This window comes from Hydrogenophaga intermedia, from assembly GCF_023715105.1.
Lineage (GTDB): Bacteria > Pseudomonadota > Gammaproteobacteria > Burkholderiales > Burkholderiaceae_C > Hydrogenophaga > Hydrogenophaga intermedia_A.
Window position 1 is genome coordinate 54,197 of sequence record NZ_JAMBNO010000003.1, and the last position, 20,681, is coordinate 74,877.

Below are 20,681 nucleotides of genomic sequence, written 5' to 3' on the forward strand. Positions count from 1 at the left end.
AGATGCAGGCTCAGTTCGGCTTGAAGTTCGACTCGGTCGCGATACGCCGCCACTTCGCGAGGTCGGCTTGCACCGTCGATGCCAGCTCGCTCGGCGTGCTGCCGGCAGGTTCCTGGTACAGCGTCACCAGGCGCTCGCGCAGGTCCGGCTGCGCCATGATGCGAGCCACTTCGGCGGACAGGCGCGAGACGATCTCCGGTGGCGTCCCCGCCGGCGCCAGCAGGGCTGTCCAGCTGCCCAGCGTGATCCCCTTGATGCCCACTTCCTCCAGGGTGGGAACGTCCGGCAACAGCGGCGAGCGGCTGCCCTGCAGCACTGCCAGCGGGCGGAGCTTGCCGGCCTTGATGTGCTGGATCCCCACGAACGGGTCGACCACCGCGTCGACCTCCCCGCCGAGAACGGCATTCAGCTGGGGACCGGTGCCCTTGTACGGCACCACCGTCATGTCCGCCTGCAGCGCCTGCTTGAACTGTTCGCCGATCAGGCGCAGCAGCGAGGTCCCGGCGCCGAAGCTGAAGCGCCCCGGCCGGCTGCGCGCTTCGGCAGCGAACTCCTGCAGGGTGCGGACCGGAAGCGCCGAGTTGACAACCAGGACGCCGTTCAGATGGACCATCAGCGAAATCGGCGCGAAGTCCTTGACCGGGTCGTAGGGTACCTTCTGCAGAATCGGCGCCAGTGTCAGGGGGCTCGCTGCCGTCATGAGCAGGGTATAGCCGTCGGGCGCGGCTCGTGCCACCGCACTGGTGCCGACGATGCCGTCGGCCCCCGGCATCGATTCCACCACGAAACTCTGCTTGAGCGACTCGGACAGCCGGGGCGCGACCAACCTGGCCAACACGTCCGTGCTCCCTCCGGCGCCGAATGGCACGACGATGCGCACCGGCTTGGCGGGATAGGGCTGCGCGCCAGCCGTGAAGGATGCCAGGGCGAGCGAGCCGCACAAGGCAAAGCGCCGTATCGCTTTCCCGAGGAGAGTGAATGCCCGTGTCATGCGATGTTCTCCGGTCGTTTGGTTGATGATCGGCGTGCGGTGCCCCTATTCGGCCTTGATGCCGGCCGTCTTCACGGTTGCCGCCACCGAAGCCATTTCCGCCCGGTGTGCGGCCGCCAGCGACTCGGCGTTGCCCGGTCGCGGATCGAAGCCGATGGCGCGAATCTTTTCCATGACGGCGGGGTTGCTCAGGATGGAGAACAGCTCGTTGGACAGGCGTGTATGGACGTCCTTCGGAATCCCCGCAGGCGCGTAGAACGCAATCCAGGCCGTATAGGCCACTCCCTTCACGCCGCTCTCCATCACGGTTTCCAGGTCCGGTGCCGACGGCGAGCGCTGCGCACCGGTCTGCGCGAGGGCGCGCAGTCGCCCGGCCCGGACATTGGGCAGGCTGGTGGAAAGCGGCTCGCACACGACGTCGAGCTGCCCTCCCATCAGGTCCGTCAGGGCTTGCGCGGAAGACTTGTAGGGGACCCGGCGCAGATCGACGCCTGCAGCGGCCTTGAAGAGTTCGGTGCACAGCAGTGCCGAGCTCGTGCCCGAGCCGTAGTTGAGTTTGCCTGGCGCGGCTTTGGCTGCCTTCACCAGTTCGCCTACCGACTTCAGGGGTGAGGCGGCCGGCACGACGAGGGCGAAGGGCGCGTCGGCCGCCATCGCGAGCGGCACCAGGTCCTTCAGCGGATCGATGGGAAAGCTGGCATAGAGAAAGGCGTTCGCCGCCACCGTCGTGTTCGAGCCGACCAGCAGCGTGTACCCGTCAGGCGCCGCCCGCGCTGCTGCGGCCACGCCCAGCACACCACCGGCACCGGCCCGGTTGTCGATGACCACGTTCTGGCCAAGCCGCTCGCCCAGCACTTGCGCCACCAGCCGGGCCAGGTTGTCGGTGCTGCCACCGGCGCCCTGGGGAACGATCATCTGCAGCGGCTTGGTGGGCCAGCTCTGGGCTGCCGCCGTCACGGGCTGCACCAGGCAGGCGAGGATCGGCAGGATGGACGCAAATTTCAGGAAGTTCATGCAGGTCTCCAGGGAGGGTGGCTTGAGTCAAGACGGGCCAGCCATGGGCCGGCCGAGGGAACAGCGCGTGCGGCGCTGAATACAATTCATGCGGACCGAATCGTCGTGTCCGTTGGAGGCCCCATGACCGAAACCGCGGTGCTTGTCAGCCGCCGGGATCTCGTGTGCGAGATCACCCTCAACCGTCCTGCACATCGCAACGCGATGTCGCCGGAGCTGCTGGGTCCCTTCCAGCAGGTGATAGACCAGGTCAAGGCCGATCGCGAGATCCGCTGCGTCGTCATCACCGGCAGCGGCGCCAGCTTCTGCTCCGGGGCCGACTTCCGCAGCAGCCTGCTCGACCTGGGCGACCAGTTGCCGGCAGATGCCGCGTACGCCATCTACCGCCCCTTCCTGACCATCCTGGACGTCGCGGTGCCGGTGATCGCCGCCATGAATGGCCATGCGATCGGCGGCGGCTTCGGCCTGGGCCTGGTCTGCGACCTGCGCGTGGCGAACCGCGAGGCGCGATACGGGGCGAATTTCGCCCGGCTGGGCGTGCATTCGGGGATGGCCGTCAGCTACCTGTTGCCGCGCATCACCGGGGTGCCTCGCGCGGCCGAACTGCTGTTCACCGGGCGGGTGTTTTCCGGCGTGGAGGCCGCCGAGATGGGCATCGCCAACTACGCGGTGGAACCCGGCGAGGTGCTGTCGAAGTCGCGCGAACTCGCGGCCGAGATCGCGGCTTGTGCGCCCGCCGCTGTTCGCATGATGAAGCGCAGCCTCTACCGGGGCCTGAACTGGGACCCGAGGTCGGCCGGGGAGATCGAAGCGTTCGCGCAGTCGCGCACCCTCGAAATGGCCGACGCGAAGGAAGGCGTGGCCGCACTGCTGGAAAAGCGCCAGCCGCAGTTCCGCGGTGTTTGACGGCTGGTGCGCCGCCGCGTGGGCGAGGGTGGACCGCAAGCTGTCGGCCATGCCCTTCAACTCCCGCCGTTGCGATCCGATGTCACGCCGGCCGCCACGAGCGCTGCCACCTCCGCTTGCGAGTACCCGGCTTCCCGCAACACCTCGGCGCTGTGCTCGCCGAGCCGCGGCGGCAGGCGGCGGACGGACAGCGGCGTGCGCGACCAGTGCGAGGCCGGTCGCAGGCTGACCACCGTGCCCTCCGTCGGGTGCTGGTGGCGTTCGAAGAAGCCCACGGCCTTCAGGTGGGGATCCTCCAGCAGCGACTCCAGCGAATGCAACGGCCCCGCGGGGATGTCCTCCTTTGCGAGAAGCTCCAGCCATTGCGCCGTGGTGCGCGTGCGGAAGGTGGCATCGAGGAACGCATACACCTCGGTGGAATGGTCGGTGCGGGCCTGCAGGGTGGCGAATCGCGGGTCCTGCATGCGGGCGCCGTCCCCAATGCTTTCCAGCAATGCGCGCCACTGCTGGTCGTTGATCAGGAAGGCGCAGATGTAGCCGTCCAGAGTGCGGAACGGCCGCCGCTCGTGACTGAGGTGGCGTGGGTAGCCCGGAGGGCCCAGCGGTGGCTCGAAGCTTGCACCCATGAGGTGGTCGCCGAGCACGCCCTGCACGAGCGACTCGAACATCGGCACCTCGATGGCCTGCCCCTCGCCGCTGCGAAGCTTGTGGACCACTGCGCCGAGCACCGCATTCACCAGGCAGATCCCCGAGTAGCGGTCGGCCATCGCCATCGGGATGTAGCGCGGCCCCTCCGCGCCGGCACGCTCGAACAGGCTGGGGATGCCGGACATGCCCTGCATCAGGTCGTCGAGCGCTGGCCTGGCCGCATAGGGGCCGTCCTGGCCGAAGCCGACGGCGCCGACGTACACGATGCCCGGATTGACCTTGGACACGTCCTCGTAGCCCAGACCGAGCCGGGCCATCGCCCGCGGCCGCACACTGTAGACGAAAACGTCGGCGCGGGCCGCCAGCCTGAGCACGGCGTCGCGCCCGGCGGGCTGCTTCACGTCGAGCACCACGCCGCGTTTGTTCCGGTTGTTCTGCTGAAAAAAGCCGCCCATTCCCGGGCTTCGCGCCGGACCGATCGCCCGCACCACGTCGCCGTCGGGCGGCTCGATCTTGATCACGTCCGCACCCATGTCCCCGAGGATCTGCGTGGCGAACGGACCCATCAGGTAGGCGGTCATGTCCAGAACCGTGATGCCGTGCAGGGGGGGCATGGGCGATGGCGTGGGTGGTTGGTTGCTGGCTTGGTCGCTCATCGGGAGGTCGCGGCAACCACCGCCTGCCAGGCCCCGGGCGCGCCGGCGTCCCGCAGGGCCTGCACCAGGGTCCGCGACCACCACGCTTCTGCTCCATGCTCGTCGCGCCAGGCCAGCAGCCTGCGCGTGCTCTGGTGCAGCGGATGTTCGGCGGTCACGCCGATCGCACCGTGCAGCTGGTGGGCGATGCGTGCGCCCAGGCCTGCGGCCTCCCCCGCACGCATCTTTGCTGCGGCCAGCGCAGGGATCGCCCAGGGTCCGTCGGGGGTCTGGGCGGCAGCGCGTACGGCCACACGCGCCGCGGACACTTCTTCGGCCAGTTGCGCCAGCTGGTGCTGCACCGACTGGAACTGTCCGATGGTGCGGCCGAACTGCACCCGCTCGCTGGTGTACGCCAGGCTCAGGTCCAGGATGCGCCGGCAAGCGCCGGCGATCTGCGCCGCGCGCAGCAGCGCAGCGCGGCCTTTCACGTCCGCAGCCCGCCGCCCGGGCAGGCGGTGGCAGCGGATGCCGGCTTGCGCCAGCGCCAGCTTGTGGCAGGTGATGTGGTCGCGGGGATCCCCGGCCGGCGCCCGGCCGGGCTTTGCAGCGTAGGTCCTTCGCGGCAGGAACAGCAGCCAGGCATCGTCGCCTTCCCCCGGGCCGACCAGGACCACGCCGGCGGCAGCCGCCCCCCAAGGGACCGCGCGCTCGTCGACGGTGACGTGGCCAGCCGCGGCTGCCGAGGCGAGATTGGTCGACGTGAGCGCCAGTCCCACGGGACCCTTCGGCGGCGGGGCGTCCGCGTTGTCAAGCAGCCAGCCGGCCAGCACACTTTCCGGCAGGGGCAGCGGCACGTTGAACTCGCCCGCAACTTCGGCCAGGGCGCAAGCGTCGAACCAGTCGCCGCCCGCGCCCCCCCGGTCCTCGGGCACCAGCAGTTGGGCGGGGGCCAACTCTTCGATGTGCTGCCAGAGCGCTTGCGGCCACTCACCGGCCTCGGCCGCGCCGACCACGGCTGTGGCGCAGCGCTGCGCGAAAAGGCGCTCGGCCGCTTCGGCCAGGGGGCGGGCGAGGTCGCTCATTTGCCTTGCAGCTTCTTGGCAATCATGTTTCGCAGCACTTCGTTGGTGCCCCCGCGCAAGTTGTAGGTGGGTGCGAGCGGCAGTGCGTCCGCCAGCAGCTGCGCAAGCGCCTCGTCGCCGGCGAGCCGGTCATCGGCAACCATCGCCTCGCGCACGGCTTCGATCGCCTCGCGCTCGAAGTTCGTTCCAAGGTCCTTCACCATCGCAGCCTCGATGGCCGGCGACTGCCCGGCCCCAAGCGCGCTCCACACGCCAAGGCTCATATTGCGCAAGGTCATGAGGCGCGCCAGCAGCCGGCCGCCGGCAATGTCGCCCGGCGCCGCCGCCCCCGCCAGCACGAGCTCCAGGCAGCGTTCGATCAGCGGCATGGTGCTGAGGAAGCGCTCGGGACCGCTGCGCTCGTAGGCCAGTTCGCTGGTAACCTGCTTCCAGCCGTCGCCGGCGTTGCCCACCAGGAACTCGGCGGGCACCCGCACACCGTCGAAGAGCACCTCATTGAAGTGATGGCTGCCGTCCAGCATGCGGATCGGGCGGATGGTCACGCCGGGTGCCTTCAGGTCGACGATCAGCTGGCTGAGGCCGGCATGACGAGCCCCCGGATCGGGTGGGACGGTGCGGCACAAAACGATGGCGTAGTGGCACAGGTGGGCGCCGCTGGTCCAGACCTTGCGCCCGTTGAGCACCCAGGCCCCCCCCACCAGCTCGGCACGGCTGCGTACGGAGGCCAGGTCGGAGCCGACATCGGGCTCGCTCATGCCGATGGCGAAATAGGTCGTCCCGGCAGCGATCCGCGGCAGGAACTTCTGGCGCTGGGCCTCGCTGCCGAAGCGCATGAGCAGGGGAGCACTCTGGCGCGCGGCGATCCAGTGCGCACCCACCGGTGCGCCGGCGGCCAGCAATTCCTCGTTGATGGTCAGCGTGTCGAAGGCGTTGCCGCCTCGCCCGCCATAGCGCGTGGGCCAGTGGTAGCCGATCCAGCCGCGCTCGCCGAGTCGCCGGCTGAACTCCGGATCGATGCCCTCCGTCCAGGAGTTGCAGCGCGCCGCAATGCGGCCGCAAGCAATCTCTGCCGCGACGAACTGCCGCACCGCACGGCGCAGAGTGGCTGTGCCGGCACCCACAGAGGGCAGCGCGAATTCAGGTTGAAGAAACAGCATGCGGCAGGCGTGATGCGGGCTGGGTGGGGCGGGGTCGGACCCGGTGACGCGATCGGGGCCGGCGGCTGGCGCATCATGCACCGAAACAGGTATCCTGCCAACTGTTAGTTTGGCTTCTCCGGCTCTTCAACCCAACCGAGGTTCCATCCATGTCCAATCGTTCGCTCGACGATCTCAACCCAGGCGACGTATTCAAGAGCTACGGGCGCACCGTGACCGAAACCGACATCGTCAACTTCACCTGCCTGGCCGGCCTGAAGCTGCCGATCTTCATCAACGAGGAGTTCGCCAGGAAGCACACGCAGTTCGGCGGCCGCATCTGCCCCGGTTTGCTGACGGCCAGCATCGCTGCCGGGATGATGGAGGAGATTCTCGGGCCGGCCACCATTGCCGCGCTGGAGCTTACCGACTTCAAGTTCACGGTGCCCGTGCGTCCCGGCGACACGCTGCGCGCCGAGATCACGGTCGAGGGCAAGAAGAATCTCTCCGACGGCAAGCGGGGGATCATGAGCGGGCGGGTCCGCGTGTTCAACCAGCGCGCCGAGCAGGTGTTCGAATTCGGTGAAAAGCTGATGATGCGCCGCGGCCGGGTCGACGACCTGGTCTGACCGCGACAGGTCAGTCGCACGCCCGCGGCACCATCAGCGCGTCCAGCGCCAGTGCGCCCTCGCCGCGCGGAAGAACGAGGAGCGGGTTGATGTCGATGCTCTCCAGGACGTCGCCATGACGCGCGGCATACACGGACAGCGTGGCGATGGCTTCGGCGAGTGCCTCCTCGTCGGAAGGGGGCTGGCCACGCAGCCCGGTCAGAAGAATGCGGCCCTTGACATCCTCGATCATGGCCCGGGCCTCCCCCACGCCGAAGGGCGCAACGCGGAAGGCGACATCCTTGAAGGCCTCGACGAAGATGCCGCCCAGACCGAACATCACGACCGGGCCGAAGACCGGATCACGGACCATGCCCAGGATGGTTTCGACGCCGTTGCCAGCCATGCGGGCGACGATCACGCCGTCGAGCCGGGCTTGTGGCGCATTCTGCCCGGCGCGCTGGATCAGCGTGCGGAAAGCCGCGCGCAGGCCGGCTTCGTCCTGAACGCCGACGATCACGCCACCGATCTCGCTCTTGTGCGGGATGTCGGCCGAGGCGATCTTCAGCACCACGGGGTAGCCGATCTTCGCCGCGCACCGGGCCGCGGCGTCCTCGGATGGAGCGACGAGTTCCCGAACCACCGGGATGCCCGCGCTGGCGAGGACGGCTTTGGCCTCCACCTCGTTGACGGCATGCCGCGGCGGCGCGAGCGCCGCGGCCGGCAGGGGCGGCGGGGCCGACCGGTTCCGGATGCGTCGCGCCTCCTGCGCGAAGTACACCAATGCACGGGCGGCGCGCACGGCCCGGGTGGGCTCGTCGAACAACATCACCCCGGCGGCCTCGTAAAGCTTGCGCACCTCCGGCGTAGCGAGCATGGAGACGATCACCGTGCGATCGGGGTAGCGGGCCAGCACCTTCTGCAGCTGGACCAGCAGCGCGCTGCTGAGGGTCAGCACCTGCCCCACGCTGGACAGGAAGGCCACGATCAAGTCGTACCCGCCTTCCTCCAGCATGAGCTCGAAGTTCCTCTCGAAAAGGGTGAGGTCGTTGACCAGCTGCGCAGTCATGTCCACGGGGTTGCGCGGGCCGCAGAACGGAAGGATCTCCTTCAGCCGCCGCTGCGCGTCCGCCGGCATGGGGGCCACGTCCAGCCCGCACTCCGCGGCCACGTCGGCCATCAGCGCCCCGACGCCGCCGGAAACGGTGAGCAGGCCCAGCCTGCGGCCCGCGGGTTGCGACGTCGACAGCGAGCACGCGTAGGCCACGTCGAAGAGTTCGTCGATGCTGCGCGCGCGGTAGGCGCCATACTGCCTGAACAGCCCCTCGTAGACCTGGTCCGACCCGGCCAGCGAAGCGGTGTGGGAAGCCGCCGCTTGCGCACCGGCGTCGGAGCTGCCCACCTTCATGAGCACGATGCGCTTGCCGTTGGAGCGCGCCAGATCCAGCGCGGCGATCAGCCGTTCCTTGTCGGTCGCCGCCTCGATGTACCCGACGATCACATCCGTGCCCGCGTCCTGCGCGAAGTGGGCGACGCAGTCCGCGAAATCGACGTCGCTCTGGTTGCCTGTGGTGATCCAGAGGTTCAGCCCCAGACCGCGCTGGCGGATCAGGGACAGGCAGTAGCCGCCGAAGGCACCGCTCTGGCTGACCAGGCTGATGCGGCCCGGCAGGAGCCCGAATCCCGCGGCGCTGGGTGTGAAGGTGCCGAGGATGCGCCGCCTGACGTTGATCACGCCCATGCAGTTGGGGCCGACGACCCGCATCCCGGTTCGCCGCGCCAGTGCGGTGATCTCGCGCTGCCATTCGGCGCCGGCGCCGCCGACTTCCGCGAACCCCGAACTCAGAACCACCGCTGCGCGGACACCGTGGCCGGCGCAGTCCTGCAACGCCGCCAGCACCGCCGGAGCCGGGACCGCGACGATGGCGAGGTCCACCGCGCCAGGCACTGAAGACGCCGTGGGAAACGCCGGCAGGCCCTGGATCGCGGCCGCCTTCGGGTTGATGGGATACAGCGGCCCGTCGAAACCGCTGCTCTTGAGAAAGTCGAGTGGCCGACCGCCAATCTTCGCGGGATCCGAAGACGCCCCATAGATCGCGATCGCACGGGGGTGGAAGAGCGGGTCCAGGGACGCGCGAGGGATCTGGGGAGCGGAGCTCATCGCGCGGTCAGTGAATCGACATGCCGCCGTCTGCGCCGATCAGCTGCCCGGTGACGTAGCTTGCGCCTTCGGAGGCCAGGAAAACCCATACCGGCGCGATCTCCTCGGGTTCGGCCCACCGGCCCAGGGGCACGCGCGCCAGATAGGTGTCCTTGAAGCGCGGGTCGGTACGGATGGTCTCGGTCATCGGGGTCGCAGCCCCTGGGGCGACACAATTGACCAGGATGTTGTAGCGCGCCAGCTCGCGCGCTGCCGACTTGGTGAAGCCGATCAGCCCGGCCTTGGCCGAGCCGTAGTTGATCTGGCCGATGGTCCCCAGGATACCGGCGGTGGAGATGGTGTTGATGATCCAGCCGCGCCGGCGCTCCATCATGCCGCCGACCACTGCCTGCAGGCAGTTGAAGCTGCCGGTCAGGTGCACGGCCAGCACCTGGTCCCACTCCTGCAACGTCATCTTGTGGAGCATCGCGGTCCGGGTGATGCCGGCATTGTTGGCCAGCACATCCACCGGGCCGAGCCGGTCCACCGTGGCGGCGACCATCGCGTCGACGGCGGTGCGGTCGGAAACGTCGCAGCGCAGCGCCGTGGCCTGACCTCCGTCGCCGCGGATCGACTGCGCCACCTGTTCGGCCGTTTCCAGGTTCCAGTCGACGACCGCCACCTTGGCGCCTTGTGCCCCATAGGCACGCGCCACCGCCGCTCCGATGCCCTGGCCGCCCCCGGTGACGATCGCCACCTTGCTCTCGAGTGCCCTGCCGTTGAACATGCTGTGATCTCCTTGTCGCGTCTCGGCCACCGGCCGTCGCCGCACGGCCCGCATCAGGCCGCGTTTGGCGACCAAACTGTTGTTTGTTAGACTTGAACAATGCCACAGACATGGCGCGCGCGCCAGTTCTAACCTCGAGGTCCCATGATCGACCTGGTCCGCAAGCTCGACGACCTGAGCGACGAGCAGCGCATGCTGCGCGACGCCGGCGCAGACTTCTTCGCTGGCGAGGCAGAAGGCCGTCGGCTGCGGGAGTGGCGCGGGCGATCGCCGGGCTACGATCTTGCGCGCTGGCGCGAGATGGCCGGACTGGGCTGGCTCGGACTGTGCACCCCGGAGCGCTATGGCGGCAGCGGCTGCGGTCTGGCGCAGGCCGTGCAGCTGCTCGAGCAGTGCGGCCGTGCCTTGGCGCCCGAGCCCCTGGTCGGCGGCGCGCTGCTGCCCGCCTGGCTACTCCTGGGCGGCGGCAATGAGGCGTTGCGCGCGTGCTGGCTGCCGGCGATGGCGCGCGGTGAGAAAACGCTGGGGGTGGCTTGGCAGGAAGGTGAGCACGACCAGACCGCCCGGGCCGAGCACGTGCGCGCCACGCCGCACGGGGGCGGCTTCATCCTGGACGGTACCAAGCGTTTCGTGGCGGCGGCCGGCGCCGCCGCTGGCTACATCGTGTCAGCACAGGCGCCGCAAGGGCCCGTGCTGGTGCTGGTCGAATCCGGGCGGCCCGGCTTGGCGCTGGGTGAACGGCCGCGGGTCGACGGCGGCTTCTGGGGGGAACTGCAGTTCGAAGAGGTCGCAGTGGCCGCGGAGCAGATCCTGGCCGGCCCGGTGGAGGCCGACGCCGTGCTGCAGCGGGCGCTGGACCTGGCGCGCATCGCCACTGCCGCCGAATTGCTGGGCGTCATGGGCCGCGCGCTCGACAGCAGCGTGCAATACATCGCCGTGCGCGAGCAGTTCGGACGCCCGGTGGGCAGCTTCCAGGCCTTGCAGCACCGGGCGGTCGACCTGCTGATCCAGGTCGAGCTCACACGCGCCGTCGTTGCGCGATCCGCGGAGGCGGCGGATGGCGCAGCGGGTGATCTGCGACGACTGGCCCTCGCCGCCAGCCAGGCCAAGGCGCGCGCCTCGGCCGCGGCGCTGGCGGTCACCAAGGGATGCATCCAGCTGCATGGCGGCATCGGCTACACCGATGAATGCGCGATCGGCCTCTACCTCAAGAAGGCCATGGTGGGCGCCGCCTGGCTGGGCGGCGCAGGGTGGCACCGGCGCCGCTACAACGACATGGGACCGATCTCCGGCGGTGGCGAGACCGCGCCTGGAGCGATCGGGGGCGGCAGGCCATCGATCTCACACGAGGAGTTGCGGCGCTGGATCGTCGACAACTTCCCGCCGCAATGGCGCTTTCCGCCCAACCGGCTGAGCCTGCGCGAGACGCGGGAGTGGCACGCCCGGCTCCATGGCCGCGGCTGGGCCGCGCCGAACTGGCCCACCGAACATGGAGGCATGGGGCTGAGTGCGTTTGAGCAGGTCGCGCTCCAATCCGAGTTCGACCGGCATGGCATCCATATCGCACCCAATATGGGGATCGTGATGCTTGGCCCGCTGATCATCCGTTACGGCACCGAAGCACAAAAGCGCGAGATCCTGCCACGCATTCTGTCCGGCCAGGTGCTCTGGTGCCAGGGCTATTCGGAGCCGTCCGCCGGTTCCGATCTCGCCAGCCTGCGCACCAGTGCCGTAGCCGACGGCGACGATTTCATCGTCAGCGGCCAGAAGATCTGGACTTCCTTCGCGCACGAGGCCGACATGATCTTCCTGCTGGTGAGGACGGACCCGCGGGCCAGGAAGCAGGACGGCATCAGCTTCCTGCTGGCGGACATGCGCAGCCCGGGCATCACGGTCAAGCGCATCCGCAACCTGGGCGGGGGCGCCGAGTTCTGCGAAGTGTTTTTCGACAACGTGCGCGTGCCGCGCTCCAACCTGGTGGGCGCATTGAACCAGGGCTGGACGATGGCCAAGTCCTTGCTCGGTTCGGAACGCATCATGATCGGCAACCCTCGCGGCGTGCGCGCACCTCTTCTGCAATTGCGCGAACTGGCGCGGGCCAGCGGGCTGGAGCAGGACGCGGCTTGGCGCGCGCGCCACGACGAGCTGCAGCTTGACGTCGACGACCTCGATGCACTCTTCGTCCGCTGCGCCGACGTGCTGCGTCGAGGCCTCGAACTGGGCCCGGAGGTGTCGATGCTGAAGATCTGGGCGACGGAGGCGCAGCAACGTGTGGCCGACCTGATGCTCGAGACCGCCGGCGAAAGCGGCGTCGCCGACGCTTCGCTCGCCCTGCCCGGCGGGGCGCTGCACCCCGCGAACGTCTTCTTCTCGGCGCGTCCGGCCACCATCTATGGCGGCAGCAACGAGATCCAGCGCAACATCCTGGCCAAGGGCGTGCTTGAGCTGCCGGGCTGACCCTGTCCGGAGAACGCCTGCCCTGGACAGCCACCCGAATGAGCGACTCCCCGTGGAGAACGATCCAATGAACGAAGACACGCCCACCGGAGACTGGACGCGCGGGCCGGGCCCCGACGCGGTGTTCGCGCAGTTCATCGCGGCAGGCGAGTTCCGCATCCAGCGCTGCGAGTCGTGCCACGGCCATGTTTTCTACCCGCGCTTGGCGTGCAGTCACTGCGGCAGCGTCGAGCTGCGCTGGGTCCGCCCGAGCGGGCGCGGCGTGGTGCACGCCGTCAGCATTGTGCACCGCCGCAGCGAGCAGGGCGGGCCGTACAACGTGGTTCTGGTCGACCTGCAGGAGGGGCCGCGCATGATGGGCCGCGTCGACGGCCAGCCGCACGACTCCATTCGCATCGGCCTGCGCGTCAAGGCGCGCGTGGGTTCGGCGGCGACCGGCGAGCCCTGCGTCGTGTTCGATGCAGCCGGAGATGCCGATGCGGGGGCCGGACCATGAGCGGCGGCATTCGCGGGAGCGCGGCGATCGTCGGCGTCGCCCTGGCGGGGCTCGGCGAAGCGCACGCGCGCAGCTCGGAAGAGATCGCCATCGAGGCGAGCGTGAAGGCGCTGGCCGAAGCAGGGCTCACGACGCGGGACGTCGATGCGGTGTTCGGTGCGCTTCCTGGCAACTCGAATCCGCTGTCGGCGTTGCTGATCGCCGAGGCGCTCGGCATCCAGCCGGCCTTCACCGACAACAGTCGCACGGGCGGCTCGGCCTTCCTGTCGCACACGTTGACCGCGGCGCTGGCGCTGCGGGAGGGGCTGTGCGAAACCGCGCTGATCTTCTACGGCAGCAACCAGCGCACGGCGTCGGGCAAGCTCGTCTCCTCCGTGCAGCCATTCACGTACGAGGCGCCGTACGCGCCCCTCTTCCCGGCCACGTCGTATGCGCTGGCGGCGTCGCGCCACATGTACGAGTACGGCACCACCCGTGAGCAACTTGCGGCCGTCGCCGTGGCGGCGCGCGCCTGGGCGAACCTCAATCCCGAGGCGTTCGCGCGGGGCCCGCTGACCGTGACCGACGTGCTCGCCTCGCGCATGGTCTCCAGTCCGCTGACGGTGCGCGACTGCTGCCTTGTCACGGACGGCGGCGCCGCCCTGGTGATGACACGGGCCGAGCGCGCGCGCCATCTGCCCAGAAGGCCGGTGTACCTGCTCGGCGCGGCGGCGGCGACGACGCACATGAACATCGTCGCCATGCCCGACCTCACGCGCACCGCAGCGACTGACTCGGGGCGCCGCGCACTGGACATGGCGGGTTTCGCGGTCGCGGATATCGACGTCGTTGAACTCTACGACGCCTTCACCATCAACACCATCCTCTTCCTCGAGGACCTCGGCTTCTGCGCCAAGGGCGAGGGCGGGCCGTTCGTGGAGAGCGGCGCCATCGCTCCGGGCGGCAGCCTGCCGGTGAACACGAACGGCGGCGGGTTGTCGTGCGTGCATCCAGGCATGTACGGCATGTTCACGCTGGTGGAGGCCGTGCGTCAGCTGCGCGGCGAGGCGGGCGAGCGGCAAGTCCCCGGCGCGCAGCTCGCGCTGTGCCATGGGAACGGCGGAGTTCTTTCGAGCCAGATCACCAACGTGCTGGGCACCGAGGCGACGCTATGAGGCACCCGCAGTTCGAGCCATCGAAGATGTCCGCCATCATCCCTGAAGCCTTCTTTCCGTCACTGGGTATCGAGACGACCGCCGTCGCCGGCGTGAAGGCACTGCGCGTCGGCACCGGGCCGACGCTGCTGCTGCTGCATGGCGGCACCGGCTCCTGGACGCACTGGGTGCGCAACATCGAGCCGCTGGCGCGTCACTTCAGCGTGGTCGTACCTGATCTGCCGGGCATGGGCGAGTCGCTCGACGTGCCGGCCGACGCGGACCTGGACGGCTACGGCAGCTACCTCGAAGCCGCAGTGCATGGCGGGCTGGTGCGAGCGGGCGCGCCTTTTGCCGTGGCCGGCTTCTCCTGGGGCGGCGTCATGGCCGCGTGGCTCGCGGCGCGGCTGCCCCGGCAGGTGTTCGCCGCCAGCCTGCTGGCCCCGGGCGGCTTTCCCCCGGGGGCGTGGCACCGGCCGCCGCTGCGACCGGTGCCGACCGGCTCGAGCGATGACGACGCCGACGCGATCCATCGCGCCAATCTCGGGATGATGATGATCTCGGACCCCGCGCGCATCGACCCGCTGGCGGTGGCGATGCAACGCCGCAACCATTCGATGACCCGCTTCAAGTCGCGCTTCCTCGGCTACCGCGATACGCTCGGGCCGAGTCTGGCGCGGGTGCGCTGCCCGGTGCTCGCCATCCTGCCCGAGCGCGACCCGCTGCCGCAGCCCGACACGGCCGCGCGTGCGGAGTACCTGCGCCGCATGGCGCCGCAGATCGAGTGCCGCATCGTTCCCGATGCCGGCCACTGGGTGGCCTACGAGGCGCCCGGGCCGGTGAACCGGCTGCTCGTCGAATTCACGGGGCGTCATGCCCCCGTGCGGACGCGCTGACAGGGCTACATCCGGAAGGTGGCGAATTCGGTGGGCCGGGCGGGAACGCGGCCGGCCATGTCAAGGAGCTGCGCAAGTATCGTGCGCGTGTCCTCGGGCTCGACCACCATGTCGCACCAGAGTTGCCGCGCCCAGTTGAGCGCGCCAGCCTCCTCGTCAGGCGCATCGGCCGATGCCGATGCCCTTGCACCCGGCCACATCAGCAGCGCGTTCGGCTTGAACGAACGGCCGCCCAGCGCGTAATAGGCGGCGCCGTGGACGCTCCCGGTGATGACGGTGAACTTCGGCACGTCGGCATTGGCCGTGGCGTTGAGCAGCTTGGCGCCGTGCTTGCCAACGGTTTCCTGCCCATGCCGGTCGCTCGCGGCGAATCCGGGGGAGTCGGCGAGGAATACCAGCGGGATGTCGCGCTGCGCACAAAGTTCGATGAAGTGCGCTCCCTTGGCACCGGCCTGCGCCGAGAGTTCGCCGTTGCCCGCGATGATCCCCACCTCGAAGCCCTCGATGCGCGCGAAACCGCATACCAGCGTGGGACCGTGCAGTTGCTTGAACTCCTGGAACCGGCCCGCGTCGACGAGCCGCGCGAGCATCTCGCGGCAATCGGCGCGCCCGGCGTCGCCGCCACCCCTGTCCCCAGCCAGCTGCGTCTGATCCACGCACGGCCTCTCGGCCTCGGCGCGCGTCCACCGCAGCCGCGGCGGCTCGCCCAGGTGCTCGACGATCTGGCGCGTGATCGACAGCGCGTGCGCATCGTCGTCGGCGATGTGGTCGGTGACGCCGCTCACCTTGCTGTGCATCTCGGCGCCGCCGAGCGGCTCGATGTCGACCACCTCGCCGGTGGCCGCGAACACAAGCTGCGGACTGCCCAGGAACATGGCCCCCTGGTTGCGGATGATCACCACCTCGTCGCACAGCGCCGGGATGTACGCGCCGCCGGCGGTCGAAGGTCCGTGCACCAAGGCGATCTGCGCGATCCCCTCGGCCGACATCTTGACCTGGTTGTACATGATGGATCCAGCCTGGCCCTCGTCGGGAAAGATGTTCGCCAGGTCGGGCAGGAACCCTCCCCCGGACTGGACCATCGTGATGCAGGGCAGCCGGTGCTGCCAGGCGAAGAGCTGCGCGCGGGTGTGACGCTTCGTCGTCATGCCGAACATCGTGCCGCCCTTCACGGTGGCATCGTTGACGATCAGCATGCACCAGCGCCCGCAGACTTTGCCGACCCCCGTGATGATGGTGGCGCCAGGCGGCACGCCTTCGTACATGTCGGCACCGGCGAGCTGCCCGATTTCGAGGAAGGGCGATCCCGGGTCCAGCAGTGCCTCGATGCGCTCGCGCGGCAGCATCTGCCCGCGGCTGCGGTGCAGCTTCCGGGCCTTTTCGGTGCCTCCTAGCAAGGCTTCGGCGCGGCGCGTGCGCAGCAAATCGCGGGCACGCAGGTACGCATCGCCGCAGGGCTGGAGCTCCGGCGCGGCGGCAGATTTCTCGGATCCGGGCTGTTTCATGACTGACTGGGCTGGTAACACGCGCGTTGGCTGCACTATACTCAGTCTAACAAATGTTTGGTCAGTAAAATGAGACGACCCTCCTTGCACCGGGATTCGCCATGAGCATCCTGCAGTCCGCAATAACGGCCAGTGCGGCGGAACTGCAGGCGAACCGCCAGGCATACGAAGGGCGCCTGGCCGACCTGCACGCCCGCCGCACCGCGGCCATTGGGGCCGGTTCGCCCGAGGCACGCCAGCTCTTGCGCGACGCGGGCCAGATGCTCGTGCGTGAGCGAGTCTTCGCACTGCTCGATCCGGGATCGCCGTTCCTCGAGCTGTGCCAGCTCGCCGGAGAAGACCTCTATGGCGAGGATCCGCCGGGTGCGGGTGTGGTGACCGGGGTGGGCATAATCGCGGGGCGTCCGTGCATGGTGATCGCCAGCGACGCCACCGTGAATGGGGGCTCCTACAACGCACACACCTGCAAGCGCCACGTGCGGGCGCAGCGCTTCGCCTGGCAGCACCGTCTGCCCTGCGTGACGATGCTGCAGCCGGGCGCGCGGGCCCCCGGCGACAAGCCGGGGGTGTTCGCCGATGAAGGCCAGTTCGGCTCCATCCTCTACAACCAGATGCGGATGTCGCGCGAGGGCATTGCCCAGGTCGCGAGCGTGCACGGGCCGGCGGCTGACAGCGCTGCATGGATCGCGGCGCTGTGCGACGAAGTGGTGGTGGTTCGCGACCGAGGCGCGCTGGCGTTCGGCGCTGCCCTGCCCCTGCCGACCGAGGCCGAACGGTCCAATCGCCAGCACGGCGTGACCGACCGGCTCGCCGAGAGCGATGCGCACGCCATCGCCATACTGCGCGACCTCATCGCACATCTCGGCGATCTGCCTCGCCAGCGGCGCGACGTGGCCGAACCCGTCGAGCCGCTGCACGATCCCCGCGAGATCCACGGCATCATCAGCGCCGACCCCCGCGTTCCGACCAACAACCGGGAGATCGTGTTGCGCCTGGTGGATGGCAGCGACCTGCACGAGTTTAAACCGGACTACGGGGACACGCTGATCACCGGGTTTGCGCGCATCAGGGGCTTCGAGGTGGGCATCCTGTGCAACAACGGCGTGCTGTTCTCCGAGAGCGCGATGAAGGCCACGCAGTTCATCGACCTGTGCTGCAGGCGAGACATTCCGCTGCTGTTCATGGCCGACATCAACGGCTTCATGGTCGGTCGCGAAGCCGAAGAGGCGGGAATCGCCAAGCACGGTGCGAAGATGATCACGGCCATGACCTGCGCCAACGTGCCCAAGTACACGCTGATCATCGGAGGCTCCTACGGCGCCGGCTATCTGGCGATGTGCGGGCGGGCGTTCAAGCCCAACGCGCTCATGATGTGGCCGAACGGCCGGGCCGCGATCATGGGCCCCGACCAGGCGGCGACGACCCTGGCAATGGTCAAGGACGACCAGCACAAGCGGGACGGGACGAGCTGGACCGACGCCGAACGCGAGGCCTACAAGGCGCCGGTTCGCAAGACCTTTGAGGATTTCGCCAATGCGTACAACTTCGCCCGCCATACCTGGTGCGACATGGTGATCGCGCCGACCGAAACGCGCGATGTGATGGCCCTGCTGCTTGACTTGGCCGGGCGCGTGCCGTCCGTACCCTCGCGCTTCGGCGTGTTCCGGATGTGACGGGAGAGCCGACACCGTGTTCAAGAAAATCCTGATCGCGAACCGGGGCGAGATCGCCTGTCGTATCGCCCGTACCTGCCGGCGCCTGGGGGTCGCGGTGGCGGGAGTGCATTCCAGCGCGGATCGCAACGCCCTCCATGTGCGCCAGATCGGCGAGTCGGTGGAGATCGGCGGCGCTCCCGCGTCGGGCAGCTACCTTCGCATCGAAGCCGTGATCGCCGCAGCCAGGGCGGTGGGCGCCGAGGCCATTCACCCGGGGTTCGGGTTCCTGGCCGAGAACGCCCCGTTCGCCCGCGCCGTCGAAGCGGCGGGGCTGGTGTTCATCGGCCCCACGCCGGAAGTCATCGAGCGCCTGGGCGACAAGGCCGCCGCGAAGCGCGAGGCGCATGCCGCAGGCGTCCCGATCATCCCTGGCAGTCAATCACCCAGTGTCGATGCGGCTGAAATCGCGGCTATCGTGCAACGCGTGGGCCTGCCTGTGATGCTGAAGGCTGCGGCGGGCGGAGGCGGCAAGGGCATGCGCGGCATCACCAGCCTCGCGGGACTCGACCAGGAAATCGAGTCCGCCATGCGCGAGGCCAGGAACTCCTTCGGCGAAGCCGGGCTGATCGTCGAAAAGCTTATCCGCGAGGGCCGCCACATCGAGATCCAGATCGCAGGCGACGGCCGTGGCCGCGTCATCCATCTGTTCGAGCGCGAATGCACCTTGCAGAGGCGGCACCAGAAGGTGATCGAGGAAGCTCCGGCGGCCAATCTCAGCGCGGAGATGCGGGACCGAATGGCCGCTGACGCGGTCCGCCTGGGCGAGCGGCTGAACTACCGCGGCGTCGGCACCGTCGAGTTCATCGTGGGGGACGCGGATTACCACTTTCTGGAAGTCAACCCCCGGCTCCAGGTCGAGCACCCGGTGACGGAGATGGTGACGGGGCTGGACATCGTCGAGATCATGCTGCGGGTCGCCAGCGGGGAAGGCTTGCCGGTGCAGCAGGGCGATGTCCGCCTCGGCGGCCACGCAGTCGAGGCGCGCATCTGCGCCGAAGACGCGGCCGCCGGCTTCCTCCCTTCCACCGGGAAGCTGTCATGGGTGAGCTTTCCTTCCACGGGGGTCCGGGTCGAAACGGGCGTGGAGAGCGGCATGGAGGTGACGCCCTATTACGACTCGATGCTGGCCAAGCTGATCACCCATGCGCCGGCGCGTGGCGAAGCGCTTGACCGGCTGAAGCGCGCCCTGGAAGAGACGGCAGTGTTCGGCGTCACCACGAACCTTGGCTTTTTGCGCCACCTCATCGACCTGCCCGAAACCCGCGCTGCGCGCTTCCATACCCGGCTGATCGACGAGCAGATCGCCGGCTGGTCGCTGCGAACCGCAGCGCACGACATGCACAGCCTGGCTGTCGCGGCGTGCCACTGGCTGCAGCTTGAGCGCCAAGGCGATGTGCGCAGCCCCTGGGCACGCTGGCAGGGCAGCGGCTGGCACCTGGGCGTCGATGGCGCTGGTCTGCCACCCGTCCCCAGCCTGCACGTCGAGACGGGCGACGGCGTCAGCGCCGCGATCCGTTTCGGCGCCGTGGAGTCCGACGGCAGCATGCTCGTGGGGGTGAACGACGCGCAGGTGCGGCTCCAGCTGCTCACGGCCGCGGGGGAGGCTGGATGCTTCCTGGCCGTCACGGACGTGCGGCGGGAGGTCATCCGGCTGCACCGGGACGGCGACATGCTTTACCTCCACGACCGCCGCGGCACGCACAGCCTGAAGGTCCTTCCGTACCTGTCGTACATCAGCATCTCCGCCCAGGCCAGCGGCGAGCTGAAGGCGCCGATGATGGGCCTGATCCTGAAGGTGAATGTCGCTCCGGGGGATCGGGTCGAAAAGGGCGCGGTCGTGGCCATCCTGGAATCCATGAAGATGGAGATGCGCATCGTCGCCGAGTGCACCGGCACGGTCATCTCCATCGATTGCCGGGCCGGACAGACCGTCGAGCGCAATGCGGTGGTCGCCGTCGTCACGCCCGATTGAGCGGGCGCCTTTTCAGGGCGCCGGCGTGCCGCGGCACTTGATCATCCGCATCGGCGTGTAGGTGATCGCCAGCGTGCCGTCCTGCTTGATGATCTGGTTGCGGGTGCGGACAAGGCCTCGTCCGGGGCGGCTCCTGCTCAGTCGCGATTCGATGACCTCGCACTCCACATGAAGGGTGTCCCCGGCGAACACGGGGTTGTGGACCTTCAGGTCCATTTCAAGGAAGGCATAGCCGGTGTGCTGCATGGTCGCGTGCACGAGCAGGCCTTCGGCGAACGTGTAGGCCAGCGCACCGGGTGCGACCCGGCCCTTGATGTCGGATTCGGTCCGCAGGAATTCCAGGTCGGTGAACAGGACCTCGGTCATGCCGGTGCAGGTACAGAAATTGACGATATCCGTTTCGGTAATGGTGCGGGCGACGGTGCGGAACCGGCGGCCCAGAGGCAGATCTTCGAAGTGGAGGCCGATGCCGAGCATTTCCATGGCGGAGTCCTTTTGCGGTAAATGATTCTGCGCCGGCGACGCGATGATGAACGTGGCGAGACCCGACACGCCAT

General features: G+C 68.8%; 17 protein-coding genes. 8 read left to right on the forward strand and 9 right to left on the reverse strand.

Annotated elements, in window-relative coordinates; genetic code table 11:
* Positions 1-10 precede the first annotated feature (10 nt).
* Positions 11-991 carry a Bug family tripartite tricarboxylate transporter substrate binding protein gene (locus M3149_RS03575; RefSeq protein WP_251707970.1) on the reverse strand — a complete coding sequence of 327 codons (981 nt, stop codon included), beginning with the start codon at positions 989-991 and terminating at the stop codon, positions 11-13.
* A 45-nt stretch (positions 992-1,036) separates the two neighbouring features.
* Entirely contained in the window at positions 1,037-2,005 is a 969-nt protein-coding gene (locus M3149_RS03580; protein WP_251707971.1) for a Bug family tripartite tricarboxylate transporter substrate binding protein, read from the reverse strand.
* Between the two features lie 123 nt (positions 2,006-2,128).
* Here M3149_RS03580 and M3149_RS03585 point away from each other — a divergent pair, with 123 nt between their 5' ends.
* Entirely contained in the window at positions 2,129-2,911 is a 783-nt protein-coding gene (locus M3149_RS03585; protein WP_251707972.1) for an enoyl-CoA hydratase/isomerase family protein, read from the forward strand.
* A gap of 56 nt (positions 2,912-2,967) precedes the next feature.
* Here M3149_RS03585 and M3149_RS03590 read toward each other — a convergent pair whose 3' ends face one another.
* From M3149_RS03590 to M3149_RS03600, 3 genes are read right to left on the reverse strand one after another with little or no spacing between them, the layout of a single operon-like run.
* On the reverse strand, positions 2,968-4,173 hold the full coding sequence (locus tag M3149_RS03590; RefSeq protein WP_251707973.1) for a CaiB/BaiF CoA transferase family protein: 1,206 nt from the start codon (positions 4,171-4,173) through the stop codon (positions 2,968-2,970).
* Positions 4,174-4,211: 38 nt separating this feature from the next.
* The gene (locus M3149_RS03595; RefSeq protein ID WP_251707974.1) at positions 4,212-5,279 is read right to left on the reverse strand and encodes an acyl-CoA dehydrogenase family protein; all 1,068 of its coding nucleotides are present in this window, start codon (positions 5,277-5,279) and stop codon (positions 4,212-4,214) included.
* Positions 5,276-6,436, reverse strand: coding sequence for an acyl-CoA dehydrogenase family protein (locus M3149_RS03600; RefSeq protein ID WP_251707975.1), 1,161 nt, complete (start codon positions 6,434-6,436; stop codon positions 5,276-5,278). The genes M3149_RS03595 and M3149_RS03600 overlap by 4 nt, the downstream gene beginning before the upstream one ends.
* Before the next feature lie 149 nt (positions 6,437-6,585).
* On the opposite strand from M3149_RS03600, the gene M3149_RS03605 reads away from it, so the two are divergent.
* Positions 6,586-7,044: a MaoC family dehydratase gene (locus tag M3149_RS03605; RefSeq protein ID WP_285886407.1), complete on the forward strand. Its 459-nt coding sequence runs from the start codon at positions 6,586-6,588 to the stop codon at positions 7,042-7,044.
* Between the two features lie 10 nt (positions 7,045-7,054).
* Here M3149_RS03605 and M3149_RS03610 read toward each other — a convergent pair whose 3' ends face one another.
* Positions 7,055-9,184, reverse strand: coding sequence for an acetate--CoA ligase family protein (locus tag M3149_RS03610; protein ID WP_251707977.1), 2,130 nt, complete (start codon positions 9,182-9,184; stop codon positions 7,055-7,057).
* Positions 9,185-9,191: 7 nt separating this feature from the next.
* Positions 9,192-10,025, reverse strand: coding sequence for a 3-oxoacyl-ACP reductase FabG (fabG, locus tag M3149_RS03615; RefSeq protein ID WP_251707978.1), 834 nt, complete (start codon positions 10,023-10,025; stop codon positions 9,192-9,194).
* A gap of 69 nt (positions 10,026-10,094) precedes the next feature.
* Between fabG and M3149_RS03620 the strand changes: the two genes are divergently transcribed.
* The 4 genes from M3149_RS03620 (at position 10,095) to M3149_RS03635 (ending at position 14,932) form a co-directional block, all read left to right on the forward strand.
* Positions 10,095-12,407: an acyl-CoA dehydrogenase gene (locus M3149_RS03620; protein WP_251707979.1), complete on the forward strand. Its 2,313-nt coding sequence runs from the start codon at positions 10,095-10,097 to the stop codon at positions 12,405-12,407.
* Positions 12,408-12,474: 67 nt separating this feature from the next.
* Positions 12,475-12,903, forward strand: a complete 429-nt coding sequence (locus M3149_RS03625; RefSeq protein ID WP_251707980.1) for a Zn-ribbon domain-containing OB-fold protein — start codon at positions 12,475-12,477, stop codon at positions 12,901-12,903.
* The gene (locus tag M3149_RS03630) at positions 12,900-14,057 is read left to right on the forward strand and encodes an acetyl-CoA acetyltransferase (protein WP_251707981.1); all 1,158 of its coding nucleotides are present in this window, start codon (positions 12,900-12,902) and stop codon (positions 14,055-14,057) included. Before M3149_RS03625 ends, M3149_RS03630 begins: the two co-directional genes overlap by 4 nt.
* Positions 14,058-14,083: 26 nt before the next feature.
* On the forward strand, positions 14,084-14,932 hold the full coding sequence (locus tag M3149_RS03635; protein ID WP_251707982.1) for an alpha/beta fold hydrolase: 849 nt from the start codon (positions 14,084-14,086) through the stop codon (positions 14,930-14,932).
* A gap of 5 nt (positions 14,933-14,937) precedes the next feature.
* On the opposite strand, the gene M3149_RS03640 is transcribed toward M3149_RS03635, so the two are convergent.
* Positions 14,938-16,437, reverse strand: a complete 1,500-nt coding sequence (locus M3149_RS03640; protein ID WP_251707983.1) for an acyl-CoA carboxylase subunit beta — start codon at positions 16,435-16,437, stop codon at positions 14,938-14,940.
* A gap of 242 nt (positions 16,438-16,679) precedes the next feature.
* Here M3149_RS03640 and M3149_RS03645 point away from each other — a divergent pair, with 242 nt between their 5' ends.
* Positions 16,680-18,110, forward strand: a complete 1,431-nt coding sequence (locus M3149_RS03645; protein ID WP_251707984.1) for a carboxyl transferase domain-containing protein — start codon at positions 16,680-16,682, stop codon at positions 18,108-18,110.
* A gap of 16 nt (positions 18,111-18,126) precedes the next feature.
* Positions 18,127-20,124, forward strand: a complete 1,998-nt coding sequence (locus M3149_RS03650) for an acetyl/propionyl/methylcrotonyl-CoA carboxylase subunit alpha (protein WP_251707985.1) — start codon at positions 18,127-18,129, stop codon at positions 20,122-20,124.
* A 12-nt stretch (positions 20,125-20,136) separates the two neighbouring features.
* On the opposite strand, the gene M3149_RS03655 is transcribed toward M3149_RS03650, so the two are convergent.
* Positions 20,137-20,607 (reverse strand): MaoC family dehydratase, encoded by a 471-nt coding sequence (locus tag M3149_RS03655; RefSeq protein WP_251707986.1) that lies wholly within the window; start codon positions 20,605-20,607, stop codon positions 20,137-20,139.
* Positions 20,608-20,681: the final 74 nt, after the last annotated feature.

Bases quoted from the DNA above. Each gene is read 5' to 3' on its own strand.
- M3149_RS03575 (WP_251707970.1), bottom strand. From the start codon at position 991: ATGACACGGGCATTCACTCTCCTCGGGAAAGCGATACGGCGCTTTGCC.
- M3149_RS03580 (WP_251707971.1), bottom strand. From the start codon at position 2,005: ATGAACTTCCTGAAATTTGCGTCCATCCTGCCGATCCTCGCCTGCCTG.
- M3149_RS03585 (WP_251707972.1), top strand. From the start codon at position 2,129: ATGACCGAAACCGCGGTGCTTGTCAGCCGCCGGGATCTCGTGTGCGAG.
- M3149_RS03590 (WP_251707973.1), bottom strand. From the start codon at position 4,173: ATGCCCCCCCTGCACGGCATCACGGTTCTGGACATGACCGCCTACCTG.
- M3149_RS03595 (WP_251707974.1), bottom strand. From the start codon at position 5,279: ATGAGCGACCTCGCCCGCCCCCTGGCCGAAGCGGCCGAGCGCCTTTTC.
- M3149_RS03600 (WP_251707975.1), bottom strand. From the start codon at position 6,436: ATGCTGTTTCTTCAACCTGAATTCGCGCTGCCCTCTGTGGGTGCCGGC.
- M3149_RS03605 (WP_285886407.1), top strand. From the start codon at position 6,586: ATGTCCAATCGTTCGCTCGACGATCTCAACCCAGGCGACGTATTCAAG.
- M3149_RS03610 (WP_251707977.1), bottom strand. From the start codon at position 9,184: ATGAGCTCCGCTCCCCAGATCCCTCGCGCGTCCCTGGACCCGCTCTTC.
- M3149_RS03620 (WP_251707979.1), top strand. From the start codon at position 10,095: ATGATCGACCTGGTCCGCAAGCTCGACGACCTGAGCGACGAGCAGCGC.
- M3149_RS03625 (WP_251707980.1), top strand. From the start codon at position 12,475: ATGAACGAAGACACGCCCACCGGAGACTGGACGCGCGGGCCGGGCCCC.
- M3149_RS03630 (WP_251707981.1), top strand. From the start codon at position 12,900: ATGAGCGGCGGCATTCGCGGGAGCGCGGCGATCGTCGGCGTCGCCCTG.
- M3149_RS03635 (WP_251707982.1), top strand. From the start codon at position 14,084: ATGTCCGCCATCATCCCTGAAGCCTTCTTTCCGTCACTGGGTATCGAG.
- M3149_RS03640 (WP_251707983.1), bottom strand. From the start codon at position 16,437: ATGAAACAGCCCGGATCCGAGAAATCTGCCGCCGCGCCGGAGCTCCAG.
- M3149_RS03655 (WP_251707986.1), bottom strand. From the start codon at position 20,607: ATGGAAATGCTCGGCATCGGCCTCCACTTCGAAGATCTGCCTCTGGGC.